Below are 14,693 nucleotides of genomic sequence, written 5' to 3'. Positions count from 1 at the left end.
CGAATGCAGTTCGTCCCGAATAATAAACGTTCTGTGATAGCTGTTGGCGGGCAGCCGCTCGAAACCGGGTACTCACCGGTGGCTGGTCACTCGTAGTGACGGCCGGAAGCGAGGTCATTGGCCTACGCCCGGACCTCCTCGCTCTCCTCGGTCACGCCGATCTCCTCGGCGAACCGTTCGAGCACCGACAGGGTGACCTGTTCCTCCGCGCCGTACTCTTTGACGCGGCGGGTCACTTCTCTGACCTCCGCCTCGGTCGGGTCGTAGCCCGCGTCGACGAGCCGCTCCCGAACCGAGTGGGCCCCGGTGTGCTTGCCGAGCACGAGTTCGCGCGTGGCCCCGACCATCTCGGGGGTCATGACGCCCGGCTCGAACGTGTCGGAGTTCTCGATGACACCGGCGGCGTGGATGCCGCTCTCGTGGGAGAAGGCGTTGCGCCCGACGACGGGCTTGTTCGCCGGCACCCCGATGTCGGATTTCTCCTCGACGATCCGCGACAGCTCCGTGATGCGGGTGGTGTCGATTCCGGTGTCGACGTCGTACAGCGACTCCAGCGCCATCACGACCTCTTCGTAGGCCGCGTTGCCGGCGCGTTCGCCGATGCCGTTGACCGACACCTGCGCCTGACTGGCTCCAGCTTCGAAGCCGGAGATGGCGTTGGCCGACGCCAGCCCGAAGTCGTCGTGCGTGTGCACGTCGATGTAGGCGTCGGTGCAGTCGTCGACGATTTCGATGAGGTCGTAGAACCGCCGCGGCGTGGCGACCCCACACGTGTCCGGAATGTTAATCCAGTCCGCCCCCGCCGCGGACGTGGCCTCGATGACTTCGACGAGGAAGTCCTCGTCGGTCCTCGTGGCGTCCATCGGCGAGAACATGCATTCGACGCCCGCATCTTTGATCATCTCGACACAGTCGACGGCAGTGTCGAGCGCCTCTTGACGGGTCGCGTGCATGGAATCCTGCAACTGTACATCCGACGTCGAGACGAAGGTGTGGACCATGTCCACACCCGAATCCAGAGCCGCCTCGATGTCTTTCTCGACCACGCGCGCCAGTCCGCAGGTCGTCACTCGCGTGGACTCAGCGATATCGCGCACTGCCTCGAACTCCGCGTCGGAGTTGACGGGGAACCCGGCCTCGATGACGTGGGTCCCCATCTCGTCGAGCAGCGCGGCTATCTCGCGTTTGTCCTCGTAGTTGAACGACGTACGTGGTGACTGCTCACCATCGCGCAGCGTGGTGTCGAAAATCCGTGCGTCTGTAATCTCAGACGTGGAATCCAGTGTGCCCTGGAAGAACTCGATCCGCCGGAGATTCCGACGTGCCCTCGTTGTTGGACATAAGCACCCGTAACTGGATGCTTCCACTATTTATACTTGTTCATAAGGCGGTGGCACGTCGACACGGCACACAGCCGCAAGCCGGGTATTGCAGCCAGCGCGACTGCCGCGCGTCAGACAGGTGGGGAGGATTTTTGCTCCGTCCGCGCATGGATGTGGCTATGAGTGATTTCGAGGGCCTGGACCTGCAGGCCGTGGAGGACCAGATGGACGAGGACCGTGACGGGGCCGGCAGCAACCGCGTCGTGCTGGGCGTCCTCGACGGGTCGGAACCGTCCGAACAGTGGGTCAACACCATCGAAAACGGGTCGGTCCTGGTTCTCAACGTCGAAGGCGACCTGAACGAACTCGCCGCCGGGTTCGCCCGCCCGGTCCGGGAGGCCGGTGGGGAACTGATGCACTTCCGTGGGTTCCTGATTGTGACGCCACCGGGAGTCAGCATCGACTCCGAACGCCTAGATTGAGCGCCAGAACAGCCGGTCCCCACCGAGCAGTCCTGTCGCGGGCGATGCGTTTCTGCGGCCATTCGCCGAACCCGAAGCGTAGCGATCTTGATCGACACCACCACAGTTAGCACGACCGTTCAGGGGAGAGCAGGCGCTGTAACAGTCCGTTCCACGCTCGAATGCCGTGGTTCCACGCTTGCCAGTAGGTGTCGAAGAACCGGGACGCTCCACAGTCAGTGTGGCTCGGTCTGGTCGCAATCTGAGCGTGGCATTCCGGGCAGCGATAGTGCGTGCTACCGCGTTGCTCGACCACGACCCAGTCACCGTCGTACCTGCTCTGGTGCCCACAGTCCGGACAGAACAGTGTCGCCTTTGTAAGGCCACCGTGCTCGGTCCGGGAGTCAGTTGGGGACATCCTCACTTAGACGGTGGCTATCGACTGGAAAAGAACCTGCCTATGAGGGGTCTATACGGCTACTAGTACAGGGGAGGTCATTATATTCGCGTCCAGCGAGTGTCTCCCCCGGTACCGCTAGTCGGCCGCGCCGACACCCGCGGCTACCTGCGCGGATACCAGCGTCAGGTAGTGGCCGTCCGGGTCCCGGATTCGGACGCCGTCATCGACCGACGTGACCGCAAGCGCGTCGTCGGCGACCTCCTTGGCCGTCGATTTCGGGTCGTCAGCGACAACGCCGAAGTCGACGTGGACACCGCCGCGGGCGTCGGCGATGCCCAGCCGCGGCGACCACAGTTCCAGATCGAGTTCGCCAGTCGAGAGTCTGACCCGGCCCTCGTCACGGCCGTCGTCGACCACCTCGAACCCGAGCGTGGTGTAGAACTCCATCGCCGAGGACAGCTCCTCGGCTTCAAGGACGAGTTCGAACAGGCCCGTGACGCCAGTGCCGTCGATCGCACGCTCCCCGAGTTCGACGCAGTTGCCCTCCGGGTCGTAGAAGTACAGCGAGCGCGCGTCGCCGAAGGTGTGTTCGACCAGGTCGAAGCGCTCGTCCAGCCGGTCGTACCAGTCGTCGTACTCCCGCTCGGGGATTGTCAGTGCGTAGTGCGTGTGGAGCCCACCGCGCGGCACTGTTCCCGGTGCACGGAGTCTAAGCTCGGTATCACCGGCCGCGAGTACGGCTTCATCTGGGCCCTCTGAAACGATGTCGAGCTCCAGAAAGGCCTCGTAGAACGCTGTGGCACGGTCTGGATACTTCACTTCTAGCGTGAGCCAGGCGGGCGATGAGAGCATAATCGGCGCTTCGACCGCCACCGACAAAGCCGCTGTGGACCCGTTTCGGGAGCGAAACAACCCCAGCACGCGTGTTTCCCGTTCTCGACCATTTATTCACCTCAGGCTCGTATGGAAGCGTATGCCAATGAAAGGCCAGGGCGAGGCAACGGAGTGGCTAGAGACGAACCGCTGGGAGCGCGGCGTGAGCTACATTCCGTATCCCGACGAAATGATGGTCCGGGCGAGTCACGTTCTCGAAACGGAAGCCGGTGTGTTCGTCGTCGACCCGATAGACGTCGACGGTATCGACGAGCTATTCGCTGAGTTCGGCGCGGTTGCCGGCGTCGTCATTCTGCTGGATCGGCACAAACGTGACAGCGCCGCCGTTGCAAACCGACACGACGTATCAGTGTACATCCCCGACTGGATGTCTGGCGTCGAAGAGGATATCGACGCGCCGGTCGAACGCATGCATCGACAACTGCCGGACACGGACTACGGCGTCCACAAGATAATCGATAACACGTTCTGGCAAGAAGCCGCGCTGTATGGCGATGCAGACGACACGTTAGTCGTCCCCGAAGCGGTCGGGGCGGCGGACTACTTCCTCGCCGGCGACGAGCGGCTCGGCGTCCACCCGATGTTGCGCCTGTTCCCGCCGAAGAAGCTCAGCCGCCTCGACCCCGAGCGAGTACTGGTCGGACACGGAGAGGGCGTGATGGAGGACGCCGCCGAGGCCATCGCCTACGCACTTCGCGGGTCTCGCGGCCGGACGCCGGGGCTGTACGCGAAGAACCTCAAGTCGCTCGTGCTCGGCTGAACCGGGGCAAGCGACGCCGTTTTACCCGGGCCGTGCGAAAGAATGGCGTGGTCTACGTCACACGCGGACTCGTCGAGACGCTGTTACGGCTCGCCAGCGAGGCCGAACCTGACGACGTGACGATTTCGCTGGCCGTCACACCTGCAGGGGACCTTCCCGATGCGGACCTACCAGACGAAACACCGGTATTTACTGACTTCTACCTCCCCTCAGCCGGGGCCTCCGTGAAGGCGGTGTTCGGCGTTGATCTGGGGACGCCGGCCGGCCAGACGCAGGGCCGGTTCGTCTCCCATCCCGACGGCTACATGGGAGTCAGCAAGACCGACGACCTCCACGAGGTGGTCTTCGTCGGCATCCCGCCGTGGGATATCGACGCCTTCGGGGCCTTTGACAGAGCCGGGCAGGCACAGGAGATTACGGTTCTCGACGTCGAACCGCCCGAGAAGTATCCGCAGTAGCGGCCCGACTACTCCAGATAGCCCAAGTCCCGCAACTGGTCGGTGATATCCTGAAACTGTGCTTCGGTCAGTTCTCCTTCCCGCTGGTGTTCGACGACGATACTCCGGAGCAGGAACCGAACGAGGTCGGACGTACTGGAGAAACTCGTCCCTTCGATAGTCTCTTCGACGCGCTCCGCGAGGTCCTTCGGGATGGATACTGTGGTGTAGTCAGCCATATCGGGACGGAGGCGGGCCGTCGGGATATGCGTTATGTCCCAGTTCAGCGCGGGTCCGTCGCCTCAGTGTCGAACTGGCCCATCGTCGCGTGATTGGTCGGCGAGAACATCTTCGGCGCATGGCGGGACCGGGACTGGTCGTCCGCGCTGTCGAATGGCAGCGTGGTTGTCGGGTACGAGTCGTCGTTTCGAGGGGTCGTGATTCGTGTTGTCATCCTGGGGGTGGTGTCGGCCGGCGTCTGTGGTTCGTGGGCAGTGCAATGTGTGGGTCGCGTGCGGGGCGTACGTCGGATACAAGCATTGGGTACCACCACCTTTTGCCCCATCCATCATAAATGTTCATGATGTAGGTGTGGAAAATACTGTCTCATGGTAACAAGTGTTTTGGTAATAGGTAACACAGCGTTGGCCAGTAGCCAGATTACAACTGCTACCGTGCCTCTCGCGTCTGTTCGACTGCTTCAGACGACGAACTGAATCTCGTACTCAGTCAGGTTTTCGTATCCGTCGGGGGTGACGACGGCGATGTCCTCGATTCTCACACCACCCACGTCGGGATCATAGAGGCCAGGTTCAATGGTGACGATGTGCCCGGGTTCGAGCTCCCCCCCGTTCGGTGCCAGCCGTGGAAGCTCGTGGACATCCAGCCCGACGCCGTGGCCCGTGCTGTGGATGAACCCAGTCTCCGTTCGGTCGTCGTCACGCAACGTCGGCTCGCCGGCGTCCTCGTACACGTCACAGACAGCGTCGTGTACGTCTGCACCGGTCGCGCCGGGTTCCAGCGCGTCGAACGCAGCGTCCACCGCGCGTTCAGTGAGGTCGTACCACTCACGCACCGTCTCGCTTGGCTCGCCTTTGACGAACGTCCGCGTCATGTCGGCGTGGTACTTCGTCATCTTGTCCTGTGGGAAGATGTCGATGATAATCGGCTCGTGAGCGAGGAGCGGCCCGCTCCCGCGGTCGTGAGGGTCCGCAGCGTCCGCGCCACAGGCGACGATTGTTTCGTCCAGCGAGCAGCCGTTGCGGAGCAGCGTCACCTCGATCTCCTCTTTCACCCGCTCGCTCGTCAGCGTCTCGCCGTCGACTTCGAGCGTGTCATCTTCCGCAATGTCCGACGCGTCAAGCAGCGACTCGGCCGCCGCCATCGCCGCTTCGTTTGCCCGCTGTGCCGTCCGGATGTGGTCGACTTCCGTCTCTGTCTTCGTCGCTCTGATCTCCGTGACGATGCCGTCAGTGTCGGCCGTCACGTCGACGCCGCGTGCGCGCAGGCCGTCCGCGGTCCGAAGGGGGAACCGCGGCGGCACGGCCACGCTCTCGACGTCGTAAGCCGCGAGGAAGTCCGCGAGGACGTGCGAGACCGCTTCGTCCGGGCCGTACTCCTCGACTTTCTGCTGGTGGTCGAAGTCGACATACCGTTCGACAGTCTCGGCCCGCGACTCGCGCTTGGCTCGGCCGAACTCCAGACTCCGTGGGAAGAGAAGGCGTGTCTCACCGTCGTACAGCGTGATGAACGGGTCCGGCGCGTCAAAGCCCGAGAGATAGTACTGGTCTGACACCTCGGAATCCGCATCGAGGAGGTAGCCATCGACGCCGGCGTCGTCGAGATATGCGTCCAGTGCTGAGAGAGCAGGTTCCATACGTGTCAGATTGGCCCCCATCCCCATATACGTCTCCCACTGCGCCGCTCGGCGGCCCGACATATGGCCACGAATACCATACCGATGCAGTTTGGCCGCTCATTTATTGACGTTCCAGCCCCTCAGTTCTAGTAATGAGTGACTTGTCCGGTGAAGACGTGACCGTTGTCGGTGGCGGCATCGGTGGGCTCTCCGCCGCGTGCTACCTGGCGGACGCAGGCGCGGACGTCTCGCTACTGGAGAAAAACGAGCAACTCGGGGGCCGCGCCTCCCGGCTGGAGGTGGATGGATTCCGGTTCGACATGGGGCCGTCGTGGTATCTGATGCCCGACGTGTTCGAGCGCTTCTTTGCGTACTTCGGCAAGGAGCCACGCGACTACTACGACCTCCAGCGGCTCGACCCGCACTACCGTATCTTCTTCAAGGACGGCGACCAGATCGACGTGACCGGTAACAACGACGAGATGCGCGAGAAGTTCGAGGCGTACGAACCTGGCGCGGGCGAGGCGTTCGAAGAATATCTGTCGACCAGCGAACGCCACTACGAGACGGCGATGAACAAGTTCGTCTACAAGGACCGCTCGAAGCTCCGTGACTGGGTCGACCTCGACGTGATGACCGCCGCCCCGGTCGGCCTCCAGCTCGTCGGCTCGATGCAGAGCCACGTCGAGGACTACTTCGAGCACCCGAAGCTCCAGCAGATAATGCAGTACACGCTTGTCTTCCTCGGCGGCTCACCTCGAACGACGCCAGCGCTGTACAACATGATGAGCCACGTCGATTTCAACCTCGGCGTGTACTACCCCGACGGCGGCGTCGGTGCAGTCGTCGACGGTCTGGTCGAACTCGGCGAAGAACTCGGCGTCACCTACGAGACCGACGCCGAGGTCGCGGAGATTTCCCGACGGAAGGAGGGATTCCTCGTCGAGACGGTTCATGGCGAGACGACCCACCCCGACGAAGTGGTCGTCAACGCCGATTACGCCCACGCCGAGCGTGAACTCCTCCCGGACCACGAACGCCAGTACGACGACGATTACTGGGACGACAAGACGTACGCGCCGTCTGCCTTCCTCATGTACATGGGCGTCGAGGGTGACGTGGAGCCGCTGGAACACCACACACTCGTTCTGCCGACGGACTGGGACCCTCACTTCGACGACATCTTCGAGGAACCGGCCTGGCCCGACGACCCGGCCTACTACCTCTGTGTGCCCTCGAAGACCGACGACAGCGTCGCCCCAGACGGGCACTCGAACCTGTTCGTGCTGGTCCCGATTGCGCCGGGACTGCACGACGGCGACGAGATACGTGAGGAGTACCGCGAGAAGGTGCTGGCCGACATCGCCGACAACACCGGCGTCGACCTGCGCGACCGCATCGTCTACGAGAAGCAGTTCGCCGTCTCCGACTTCGGTGAGCGGTACAACGCCACGGAGGGAACGGCCCTCGGTCTGGCCCACACGCTCCGCCAGACGGCCCTGCTGCGGCCCAACAACCGCTCGTCGGCCGTCGACGGCCTCTACTTCACGGGGTCGTTCACGACGCCCGGCATCGGCGTGCCGATGTGTCTCATCAGCGGTGAACACACTGCAGAGGCGCTCATCGAGGATATCGCCTGAGTAATGCCCGAACTTCCGACCGACCGCATTACCGCCGTTATCCCGCCGGAAGAGACGCTCGTGGGCTACCTGTTGCGCCTCTCCCGGCCGCGGTTCTGGCTGTACCTCGGTGGCCCGGTCATCGTCGGCGTCAGTTATGCGGCCGACGGCCCGGGCGAACTGTTCTCGCCGCTGGCTATCGCGCTGTTTCTGTACTTCACCATCCCCGGGAACGTGTTCCTGTACGGCGTCAACGACATCTTCGACGCCGACATCGACGAACACAATCCCAAGAAAGACGAGGGCCGCGAGGTCAGCTACCGCGGGGACAGCGCTGTCACGGCCATCGTCGTTGTCAGCGGCGCGCTCGCGTTGCTGTTTATGCTCGGGCTGCCGACGCTCGGGGTCGTAGCCCTGCTCGCTTGGATTGCGCTCTCTGTCGAGTACTCGGCCCCGCCACTGCGGTTCAAAACGACGCCCTTCCTCGACTCCATCTCGAACGGCCTGTACATCCTGCCCGGCGTCATCGGCTACACCGCTATCGAAGGCGTCGCCCCACCGGCGACGGCGGTGGTTGGCGCGTGGCTCTGGGCGATGGGGATGCACACCTTCTCGGCGATTCCCGATATCGAACCCGACCGCGAGGCCGGTATTCAGACGACGGCGACGTTCCTAGGCGAGTCAAACACCTACTACTACTGCGTGATGTGCTGGCTCATGGCGTCGTTCGCGTTCAACTTCACGCACTGGGTCTTCGGCCTGCTACTGCTCGTCTACCCCGGCCTCGTCTTCGGGATTCTCGGCGTCGGCGTCGACATCGACGAGGCCTACTGGTGGTACCCCGCGATCAACACCATCGTCGGCATGGTGTTCACGCTCATCGCGCTGTGGGTGATGCTGTATGGGTAGCGGCAAAGACCGGACGCGACCGGGCTGGACGCTCCCGGAGACAAAGACCGACGCGACCGCGCAGTTCGACCAGTTCGTCACCGAGAACCGGTTTACCATCGCCGTCGTCTTTCCGCTCGTCGGCGCGGTCACCCTGCTTGCCAGCGCTGAGGGAGTCCTGCCCGATCCGCTCGCGTTCAATCCCTACTTCGTCCTCTTTGGCACGTTCGTGATGCGATTACCCCTCGTGGCCGGCGTCTTCCCGCTCGTGGACCGCCGGGCCGGGCTGGCGCTGGTCGCGCTGACGCTGTATTCCTACGGCATCGAGCTTGTCGGTGTCAGGACCGGGTGGCCCTACGGCGAATTTACCTACGGTGTCGACCTCGGTCCAATGTTGCTCGGTGAGGTACCGTTCGGCCTCCCGGTCTTCTTCTTCCCGCTGGTCCTGAACGCTTACCTGCTCGTCTTGCTGTTGCTCGGCAACAGAGCGGCGTCAACCGCGGTTCGGCTGCTGGCGACGCTTTCGACGGTCATGCTTATCGATCTCGTACTTGATCCGGGTGCCGTGGCCATCGGGTTCTGGACCTACGAGGTGCCCCAGTTCTACGGCGTTCCGTGGCAGAACTACGCTGGCTGGCTCCTGTCGGGCTCGGTTGCCGTCCTGCTGTTCGACCTCGGGTTCGACCGTGCGGGGCTCCGACAGCGGCTCGAAGCGTGTCCGTTCATGCTCGATGACCTGGTGAGCTTTGTCCTGCTGTGGGGCGGTATCAACCTCTTTTACGCGAACTGGGTGCCGGTCGGTATCGCCGCGCTGCTGGGAGCGGGCCTTCTCTGGACGGACCGCTTTGACTTCGACCTCTCGGAGACTCGGGTCGGCCGTGCCGTCTGGCGGTGACGGTCTGCAGGCTCGCTGCCGCGCTGCCGACGACGCTGCGACAGCCAAGCGTTTAAGCGACCGCGTAGGTAGGAGGACGTATGGAGCGAATCCCGTTCGGAATCCGCCAGCTCGACTCCATCATCAACGGTGGGGCACCCGCCGGGAGCGTCGTCTTGCTCTCCGGCGAGGCCGGTGCTGGCTCCCGGGAGTTCATGCACACGAGCGCGCTCATCAACGGGCTCGAGCAGGTCGACGGGGAGCTACATGACCTCTACTACGGCGACCGCTCGACCGACGCCGTCGCGCCGGAGGAAGTCCATTACATCTCCTTTACCGCAAGCGAGACACAGCTGGTCAGCGAGATGCGGCTGGCGATGGACGACAACGTAGTCGAAAAAGGGAGCAAAGCGGTCGAGTTCCACGACCTCTCGGAGCGGTATTTCCATATCAGCCCCGTCCCTCGGGACTGGTACGCAGACGAAACCGCGTCGATTACCGACCTCCGGGCGCGCCACGAGCGAGAGGACCTGCTCGGCACACTCGGGATGGTTCTGAACGAGGTGGCGGCGAACAACCTCGTCATCATCGACTCGCTTTCGGACCTCGTCAGCGCCATGGGTGAGGAGATCGACTGGGCGGACATCAGCTCGCTCGTCCAGGGGCTCCAGAAGGCGGCCCATCAGTGGCGCTGTCTGCTCCTCTTGCACATCAATCCCGAGACGCTGTCGGCGGTTCGATACGGGCAACTCGTCGACGCATCCCACGGAACGATGGAGTTCGCGTGGGAGTCCGGCGGCTCCACCCGGGCTCGAACCCTCGTCGTTCAACAGTTCCGTGGCGTCCTCTCACAGATCGAGGACGAGGACATCGTTCAGTTCGAGACGGAACTGGGCGATGCCGGCTTCGATATCAGCGACGTCCGCAAGATTCGATAGCGATAGTCGGCGGGACAGCCGGCAGTAGCTGTCGGCAGGGAACAACGAGAACGGCGCTTCGGAATCGCTTCAACTCTCGGTATCTGAAATCGGCGGTAAACCCTTATCAGTCTTGTTCGTCAAGGGTGTCGTAATGTCCTCCGAGTCGACTGATGACGGGGGAGTGTACGTCGAGCTATCTGCAGATCTAGACGAGTGGCTGACTGAGCAGGCCGAGACACTCGACGTGTCTCGCGATGCCGTCATGGAGCAACTGCTGGCCGCATACATGACGACGGTCGATTCGGACAGCGAGATGGGCGATCACATCCAGCCGTCGTCGGACGAACTGGATGCCGTCGTCGCCGCGACCGTGGACGAGAAGCTGAACGGCTCAGTCGAAGCGGCGACCGAGAGCGCCGTCAACGCTCGTGTCCCGGACATCGTCGACACGGTAGAACGCCAGCTTGCTGATCGGTTCGAGGCGCTGGAAGCAGACTTCCAGACGAAGATCGAAGACGTCCGCGAGCGCGTCGTACAGGTCAAACGGGAGGCCGACGCCAAAGCGCCTGCCGACCACAGCCACGAGGAGTTCGACCGCATCGATGCACTCACACAGGAGATTGAACAGATAGAGACGGAACTCGCCGCGCTTCGAAGTGACGTGACTGACTCGCTCGAAACGCAGGACGAGCGCATCGCCGACATCGACGACCGTCTCGATGATGTCGAAGACAAGCTCACCCGCGTCGCCTGGGTCGTCAGCGACCTTCGCGACGACCAGGGTGGCCGGGACCAGAATCAAAAAGCGGTCGACCGCCTGAAACGCGCCGCGGCACAGGAGAACATCTCAGCGGCACGGTGTTCGAACTGTGACGAGCAGGTCGAGATCGGGCTCCTGACCGAACCCCAGTGTCCGCACTGCAACACGACGGTGTCGGACGTGCGGCCTGAGGGCGGTATCATCCGCTCGAAGGCGCGGCTGGTGGCCGCAGCACAGCTTGAACCGGGCGAGAACAATGAGTGACGACGAGCCAGACCCCTTCGAAGCGCTCGACTCCGGTGACGACCGCGAGGGCGACCCGTTCGAGCGACTCGGGTCGGGACCTGACGACGCGGACACCTCGACAGACACACGCCAGCCGTCCGACGACGGTTGGCCGGGCAGCGAATCGAGCGACGTACCGGCCGACAGCGGGTCCAACGGTGAACCCGCTGCAACCGATGCTGACGACCTGCTCTCGGCTGTCGACACGGCGGAGTTCCGTTCGGATTCGGCGGCTGAATCGGACAGCCCTGTTTCAGAGTCGGCACCTAGCCCGAACGACCCGTTCTCGGGGATGGACGACCGCGGCGAAGACCCCTTCGGCAGCGGTGACAGCGCATTCGAGCGGGTCGATGTCGACCACATCGACGCCGACAAGGTGTGGGCAGAAATCGCTGACGACGACGATAGCGAGACCGCGCCAGAGAGCCGTTACGCGGAGGTGTCGAAACATCGCTACTGCGAGCAGTGTGAACACTTCTCCGAACCGCCGAACGCACACTGCACGAACGAGGGGACTGAAATCGTGGAGTTCCTCGACATGGAGACGGTCCGGCTCCTGAACTGTCCGGTCGTCGCCGAGCAACACGAAATCGAGGACGAGCAGTAACGGCTTTTTGCCTCGGTGTCGGACGGGCGTGTATGCAGTTCTGCGACGACTGTGGTTCGATGATGCACGCCGACGGTGACGAGATGGTCTGTCAGTCCTGTGGCGCGCGGGTCGCGAAAGACGAGGACCGGGCGGCTGAGTTCGTCACCACGGACGAACAGAGCGGCGACGAACTGATAGAGACCGAAGAGGGCTCGAACTTCGAGGGCAAGCCGACGGCCGACGACGTGACCTGTGAAGAATGCGGGCACGGAAAAGCGTGGTACACGATCAAACAGACCGGGTCAGCCGACGAACCGCCGACGCGGTTTTTCAAGTGCCAGGAGTGTGGCCACCGGTGGCGTGAGTACAACTAGAGCAGCGACTCCAGAATCTGGAGCTCTTCCTCCTCGGATATCTGCTCGGAGTTCATACACGCGTGGACGACTTTATGGACGAGCTCGGGATCCTGAAACGGATTGGATTGCAGCGAGCCGCCACCGTCCGCGATGGTTTCGACCTGCCCTTCAAGCTCGGCCAGCTGTGCGGAGAGGTCCTCGACAGTCGACTGGAACGTAGTCAGCGTGGTATTCACCTCGCCGGCCGCTGTCTCGACCACCGCTGCCGAGCGGTCGCCGTCGTCGGGCTCGGTATCGGTCTCTGACACTTGTTCGTCCCCGGTGTCGGGGGCGTCCGGTGACTCCGGGGGTTCGCTCTCGGATGCCAGTGTTTCAGTCTCGTCAGAGGACATTGAATCGGTCTGTTCGTCGCTAAACACAGCGTTTGCGAACGTTTCGCGGTTCGCCCAGTCGAACCCGTCGATACCGTTGACACGATTGCTCACAGTCGAGGCAGTCACATCGAGCTTCTCTGCGAGGTCTCGCTGGGACGCGGTGGGGTGTTGCCGAATCGCCCGGAGCGTCTCTCGTTCTGTCGAGGAGAGGTCCTCCGGGGCCGGATGCGACTGCGTCTCCGCGGACGATTCACTCGGAGACTCGTCGGTCTCGTCGGCCTCGGCTGGGTCGCCGTGTTCTTCGAGGACCCGCTCGACCAGTTCCGCTGTCGCGCTCGGCACTTCGGACGCAAGCTCTGCGATGGACGCCTCAGGGTTCTCGGCCGCTACGTCGAGTATTTGTTTGTGACGCATCGATTTGGGGGCCGTTCGGCCGTTCGTTGATTTGCTCATTGATATCACCACATAGGGATGGTACCGCCACCCAATCCCCCGACCTGATATACGTTTGACTGAAACCAATGGAATTGTCAAAAGCTTTTGGTTAGACACAAACATTAATTAATATGTTATTTACGCAGCCAGCGCCTGAATGCTAATGATACAAACTATGCAGAGCGGGGGGACCGATCTATGGGCCGGACAGGGCACCGTTGGTCAAAACAGAACCTGAGCCTTCTGAAGGCATTTATTCAGGGCAGGGCAACGCAAAGCCATGTACCGTCGTCGTGTTCTGGCACTCTGTGGACTGGCTCTCACCGGTGCAGGATGTCAGGGTGAGACTGCTGACACCGAAACAGTGACGCCGGTCCCGTCGCCGGCCATCAGCGAAACTGACACCGGGCCGCTGCCCGCGGTGACGATTACGGACTCAGTAGTGATGCCCGGCGTCGTGGTCCCGGGAACTGACTCTATCAATGTCCAGTCAGCCGATGGGCAGTACCTCGTGCTCACAGTGACTGTCGAAGGCTCCGGAGTAGACCGCGCCGCGTTCTCGCTCAGATTCAACGGGTCGACGTACAGCCCACAGACCTTCAGGAACGGGCTGTATCGCGACGGTGAGTGGGGCCAACAGTTCACCGAGGCCGGTGGACCACTGGTCTTTGATCTCCCTGAAACCGGCACAGCCAGCGACGCCCGACTCTCCTGGCCCGGCGGGGAGTGGACACCGCCAGAGACTGTCCAGAACAGGCTCAAAGCGCCGCTGCCGTCATTCGATGTCACTCTCGACGGACCGGGGCGCGTCACTGAGCCAGCCGTGCCGACGCTTGAGATAACAGTCACGAACACGGGCGACACCGCAGGTCGGTACGTCCTCGCACTCAACCGAACCGGTCCACGCGTCGCTTACACGCCCGTCGGACGGTTTGACGGTGAGCTGGCGCCGGGTGAAACAGAGAGCATTACACGCGATGGCAAGAGTCCCTACGTCGACGAGACGGAACCGCGCGAAGTCACGTATCACCTGCGAGCCTCGGAAGACCACAACGACGCGACACACCGAATCAAACCGGTCGATGAGGAAGCTACGACCGAATCATAGAAATCCATCGCATTCGAGAGCCGCCTGTGCGCATCGAGACGACAGCAAACAGTCAGACGCTGGCACAGGAGCGCCGCCTCAGACCCCTTCCAGGTCGGACCGGTACTCGTTGATCGCGTCGTCGGCGTCTTCGATGACACCGGCTACGTCTCCCGCGTCACCGCTACTCAGGTCGTTGAGCGCCGACTGGATGCGGGCGAGCCGACCGTGGTCCGGGCCGCGTTCGGCGGTCGCGAGGGTGTCGAGCTGGTCGGCGAGTTCGGCGAGGCGCTCGCTCGCTTCGTCGCTGCTAGTGTCTTCGGACGCCGATTCGAGCAGTTCGCTTGCGGATGCGAGTTCGTCGCGTGTCATAC

18 protein-coding genes are annotated in these 14,693 nt (G+C 62.8%); 11 read left to right on the top strand and 7 right to left on the bottom strand.

The window, feature by feature from the left end:
• Positions 1-122: 122 nt before the first annotated feature.
• Positions 123-1,367 (bottom strand): 2-isopropylmalate synthase, encoded by a 1,245-nt coding sequence (locus BVU17_05220; protein AUG46952.1) that lies wholly within the window; start codon positions 1,365-1,367, stop codon positions 123-125.
• A gap of 134 nt (positions 1,368-1,501) precedes the next feature.
• On the opposite strand from BVU17_05220, the gene BVU17_05215 reads away from it, so the two are divergent.
• Positions 1,502-1,804 carry a hypothetical protein gene (locus BVU17_05215; protein ID AUG46951.1) on the top strand — a complete coding sequence of 101 codons (303 nt, stop codon included), beginning with the start codon at positions 1,502-1,504 and terminating at the stop codon, positions 1,802-1,804.
• Positions 1,805-1,910: 106 nt separating this feature from the next.
• On the opposite strand, the gene BVU17_05210 is transcribed toward BVU17_05215, so the two are convergent.
• Positions 1,911-2,201 carry a hypothetical protein gene (locus BVU17_05210; GenBank protein ID AUG46950.1) on the bottom strand — a complete coding sequence of 97 codons (291 nt, stop codon included), beginning with the start codon at positions 2,199-2,201 and terminating at the stop codon, positions 1,911-1,913.
• A gap of 117 nt (positions 2,202-2,318) precedes the next feature.
• Positions 2,319-3,035, bottom strand: a complete 717-nt coding sequence (locus tag BVU17_05205; protein AUG46949.1) for a fosmidomycin resistance protein — start codon at positions 3,033-3,035, stop codon at positions 2,319-2,321.
• A gap of 121 nt (positions 3,036-3,156) precedes the next feature.
• On the opposite strand from BVU17_05205, the gene BVU17_05200 reads away from it, so the two are divergent.
• Together BVU17_05200 and BVU17_05195 are read left to right on the top strand one after the other, a co-directional pair.
• A complete protein-coding gene (locus BVU17_05200; protein ID AUG46948.1) occupies positions 3,157-3,837 on the top strand; it encodes a hypothetical protein in 681 nt (226 codons plus the stop codon).
• 47 nt (positions 3,838-3,884) lie between these two features.
• Positions 3,885-4,295 (top strand): hypothetical protein, encoded by a 411-nt coding sequence (locus BVU17_05195; protein ID AUG46947.1) that lies wholly within the window; start codon positions 3,885-3,887, stop codon positions 4,293-4,295.
• An 8-nt stretch (positions 4,296-4,303) separates the two neighbouring features.
• Here BVU17_05195 and BVU17_05190 read toward each other — a convergent pair whose 3' ends face one another.
• The gene (locus tag BVU17_05190; protein AUG46946.1) at positions 4,304-4,513 is read right to left on the bottom strand and encodes a CopG family transcriptional regulator; all 210 of its coding nucleotides are present in this window, start codon (positions 4,511-4,513) and stop codon (positions 4,304-4,306) included.
• Positions 4,514-4,974: 461 nt separating this feature from the next.
• Entirely contained in the window at positions 4,975-6,150 is a 1,176-nt protein-coding gene (locus BVU17_05185; GenBank protein AUG46945.1) for a peptidase M24, read from the bottom strand.
• Between the two features lie 134 nt (positions 6,151-6,284).
• On the opposite strand from BVU17_05185, the gene BVU17_05180 reads away from it, so the two are divergent.
• The 7 genes from BVU17_05180 to BVU17_05150 all read left to right on the top strand — a co-directional run bounded on the left by BVU17_05180 (position 6,285) and on the right by BVU17_05150 (position 12,441).
• A complete protein-coding gene (locus BVU17_05180) occupies positions 6,285-7,772 on the top strand; it encodes a phytoene dehydrogenase (GenBank protein ID AUG46944.1) in 1,488 nt (495 codons plus the stop codon).
• Between the two features lie 3 nt (positions 7,773-7,775).
• Complete coding sequence (locus BVU17_05175) at positions 7,776-8,660, top strand: lycopene elongase (protein ID AUG46943.1); 885 nt, start codon at positions 7,776-7,778, stop codon at positions 8,658-8,660.
• The gene (locus tag BVU17_05170; protein ID AUG46942.1) at positions 8,653-9,534 is read left to right on the top strand and encodes a carotene biosynthesis protein; all 882 of its coding nucleotides are present in this window, start codon (positions 8,653-8,655) and stop codon (positions 9,532-9,534) included. Before BVU17_05175 ends, BVU17_05170 begins: the two co-directional genes overlap by 8 nt.
• Positions 9,535-9,614: 80 nt before the next feature.
• The gene (locus BVU17_05165) at positions 9,615-10,451 is read left to right on the top strand and encodes an HTR-like protein (protein ID AUG46941.1); all 837 of its coding nucleotides are present in this window, start codon (positions 9,615-9,617) and stop codon (positions 10,449-10,451) included.
• A gap of 133 nt (positions 10,452-10,584) precedes the next feature.
• The gene (locus BVU17_05160; GenBank protein AUG46940.1) at positions 10,585-11,457 is read left to right on the top strand and encodes a hypothetical protein; all 873 of its coding nucleotides are present in this window, start codon (positions 10,585-10,587) and stop codon (positions 11,455-11,457) included.
• A complete protein-coding gene (locus BVU17_05155) occupies positions 11,450-12,085 on the top strand; it encodes a hypothetical protein (GenBank protein ID AUG46939.1) in 636 nt (211 codons plus the stop codon). The genes BVU17_05160 and BVU17_05155 overlap by 8 nt, the downstream gene beginning before the upstream one ends.
• A 32-nt stretch (positions 12,086-12,117) precedes the next feature.
• On the top strand, positions 12,118-12,441 hold the full coding sequence (locus BVU17_05150) for a transcription factor S (protein AUG46938.1): 324 nt from the start codon (positions 12,118-12,120) through the stop codon (positions 12,439-12,441).
• Here the strand turns inward: BVU17_05150 and BVU17_05145 are convergent.
• Positions 12,438-13,211, bottom strand: a complete 774-nt coding sequence (locus BVU17_05145; protein ID AUG48839.1) for a transcriptional regulator — start codon at positions 13,209-13,211, stop codon at positions 12,438-12,440. The two genes, BVU17_05150 and BVU17_05145, sit on opposite strands and share 4 nt — an antisense overlap.
• 301 nt (positions 13,212-13,512) lie before the next feature.
• On the opposite strand from BVU17_05145, the gene BVU17_05140 reads away from it, so the two are divergent.
• Complete coding sequence (locus tag BVU17_05140) at positions 13,513-14,340, top strand: hypothetical protein (protein AUG46937.1); 828 nt, start codon at positions 13,513-13,515, stop codon at positions 14,338-14,340.
• 78 nt (positions 14,341-14,418) lie between these two features.
• Here BVU17_05140 and BVU17_05135 read toward each other — a convergent pair whose 3' ends face one another.
• Positions 14,419-14,691: a hypothetical protein gene (locus BVU17_05135; protein AUG46936.1), complete on the bottom strand. Its 273-nt coding sequence runs from the start codon at positions 14,689-14,691 to the stop codon at positions 14,419-14,421.
• Between the last annotated feature and the right edge of the window lie 2 nt (positions 14,692-14,693).

This window comes from Haloarcula taiwanensis (assembly GCA_002844335.1).
Lineage (GTDB): Archaea > Halobacteriota > Halobacteria > Halobacteriales > Haloarculaceae > Haloarcula > Haloarcula taiwanensis.
The sequence above is the reverse complement of the archived record's forward strand: the minus strand, read 5'-3'. Positions and strand labels throughout refer to the sequence as shown.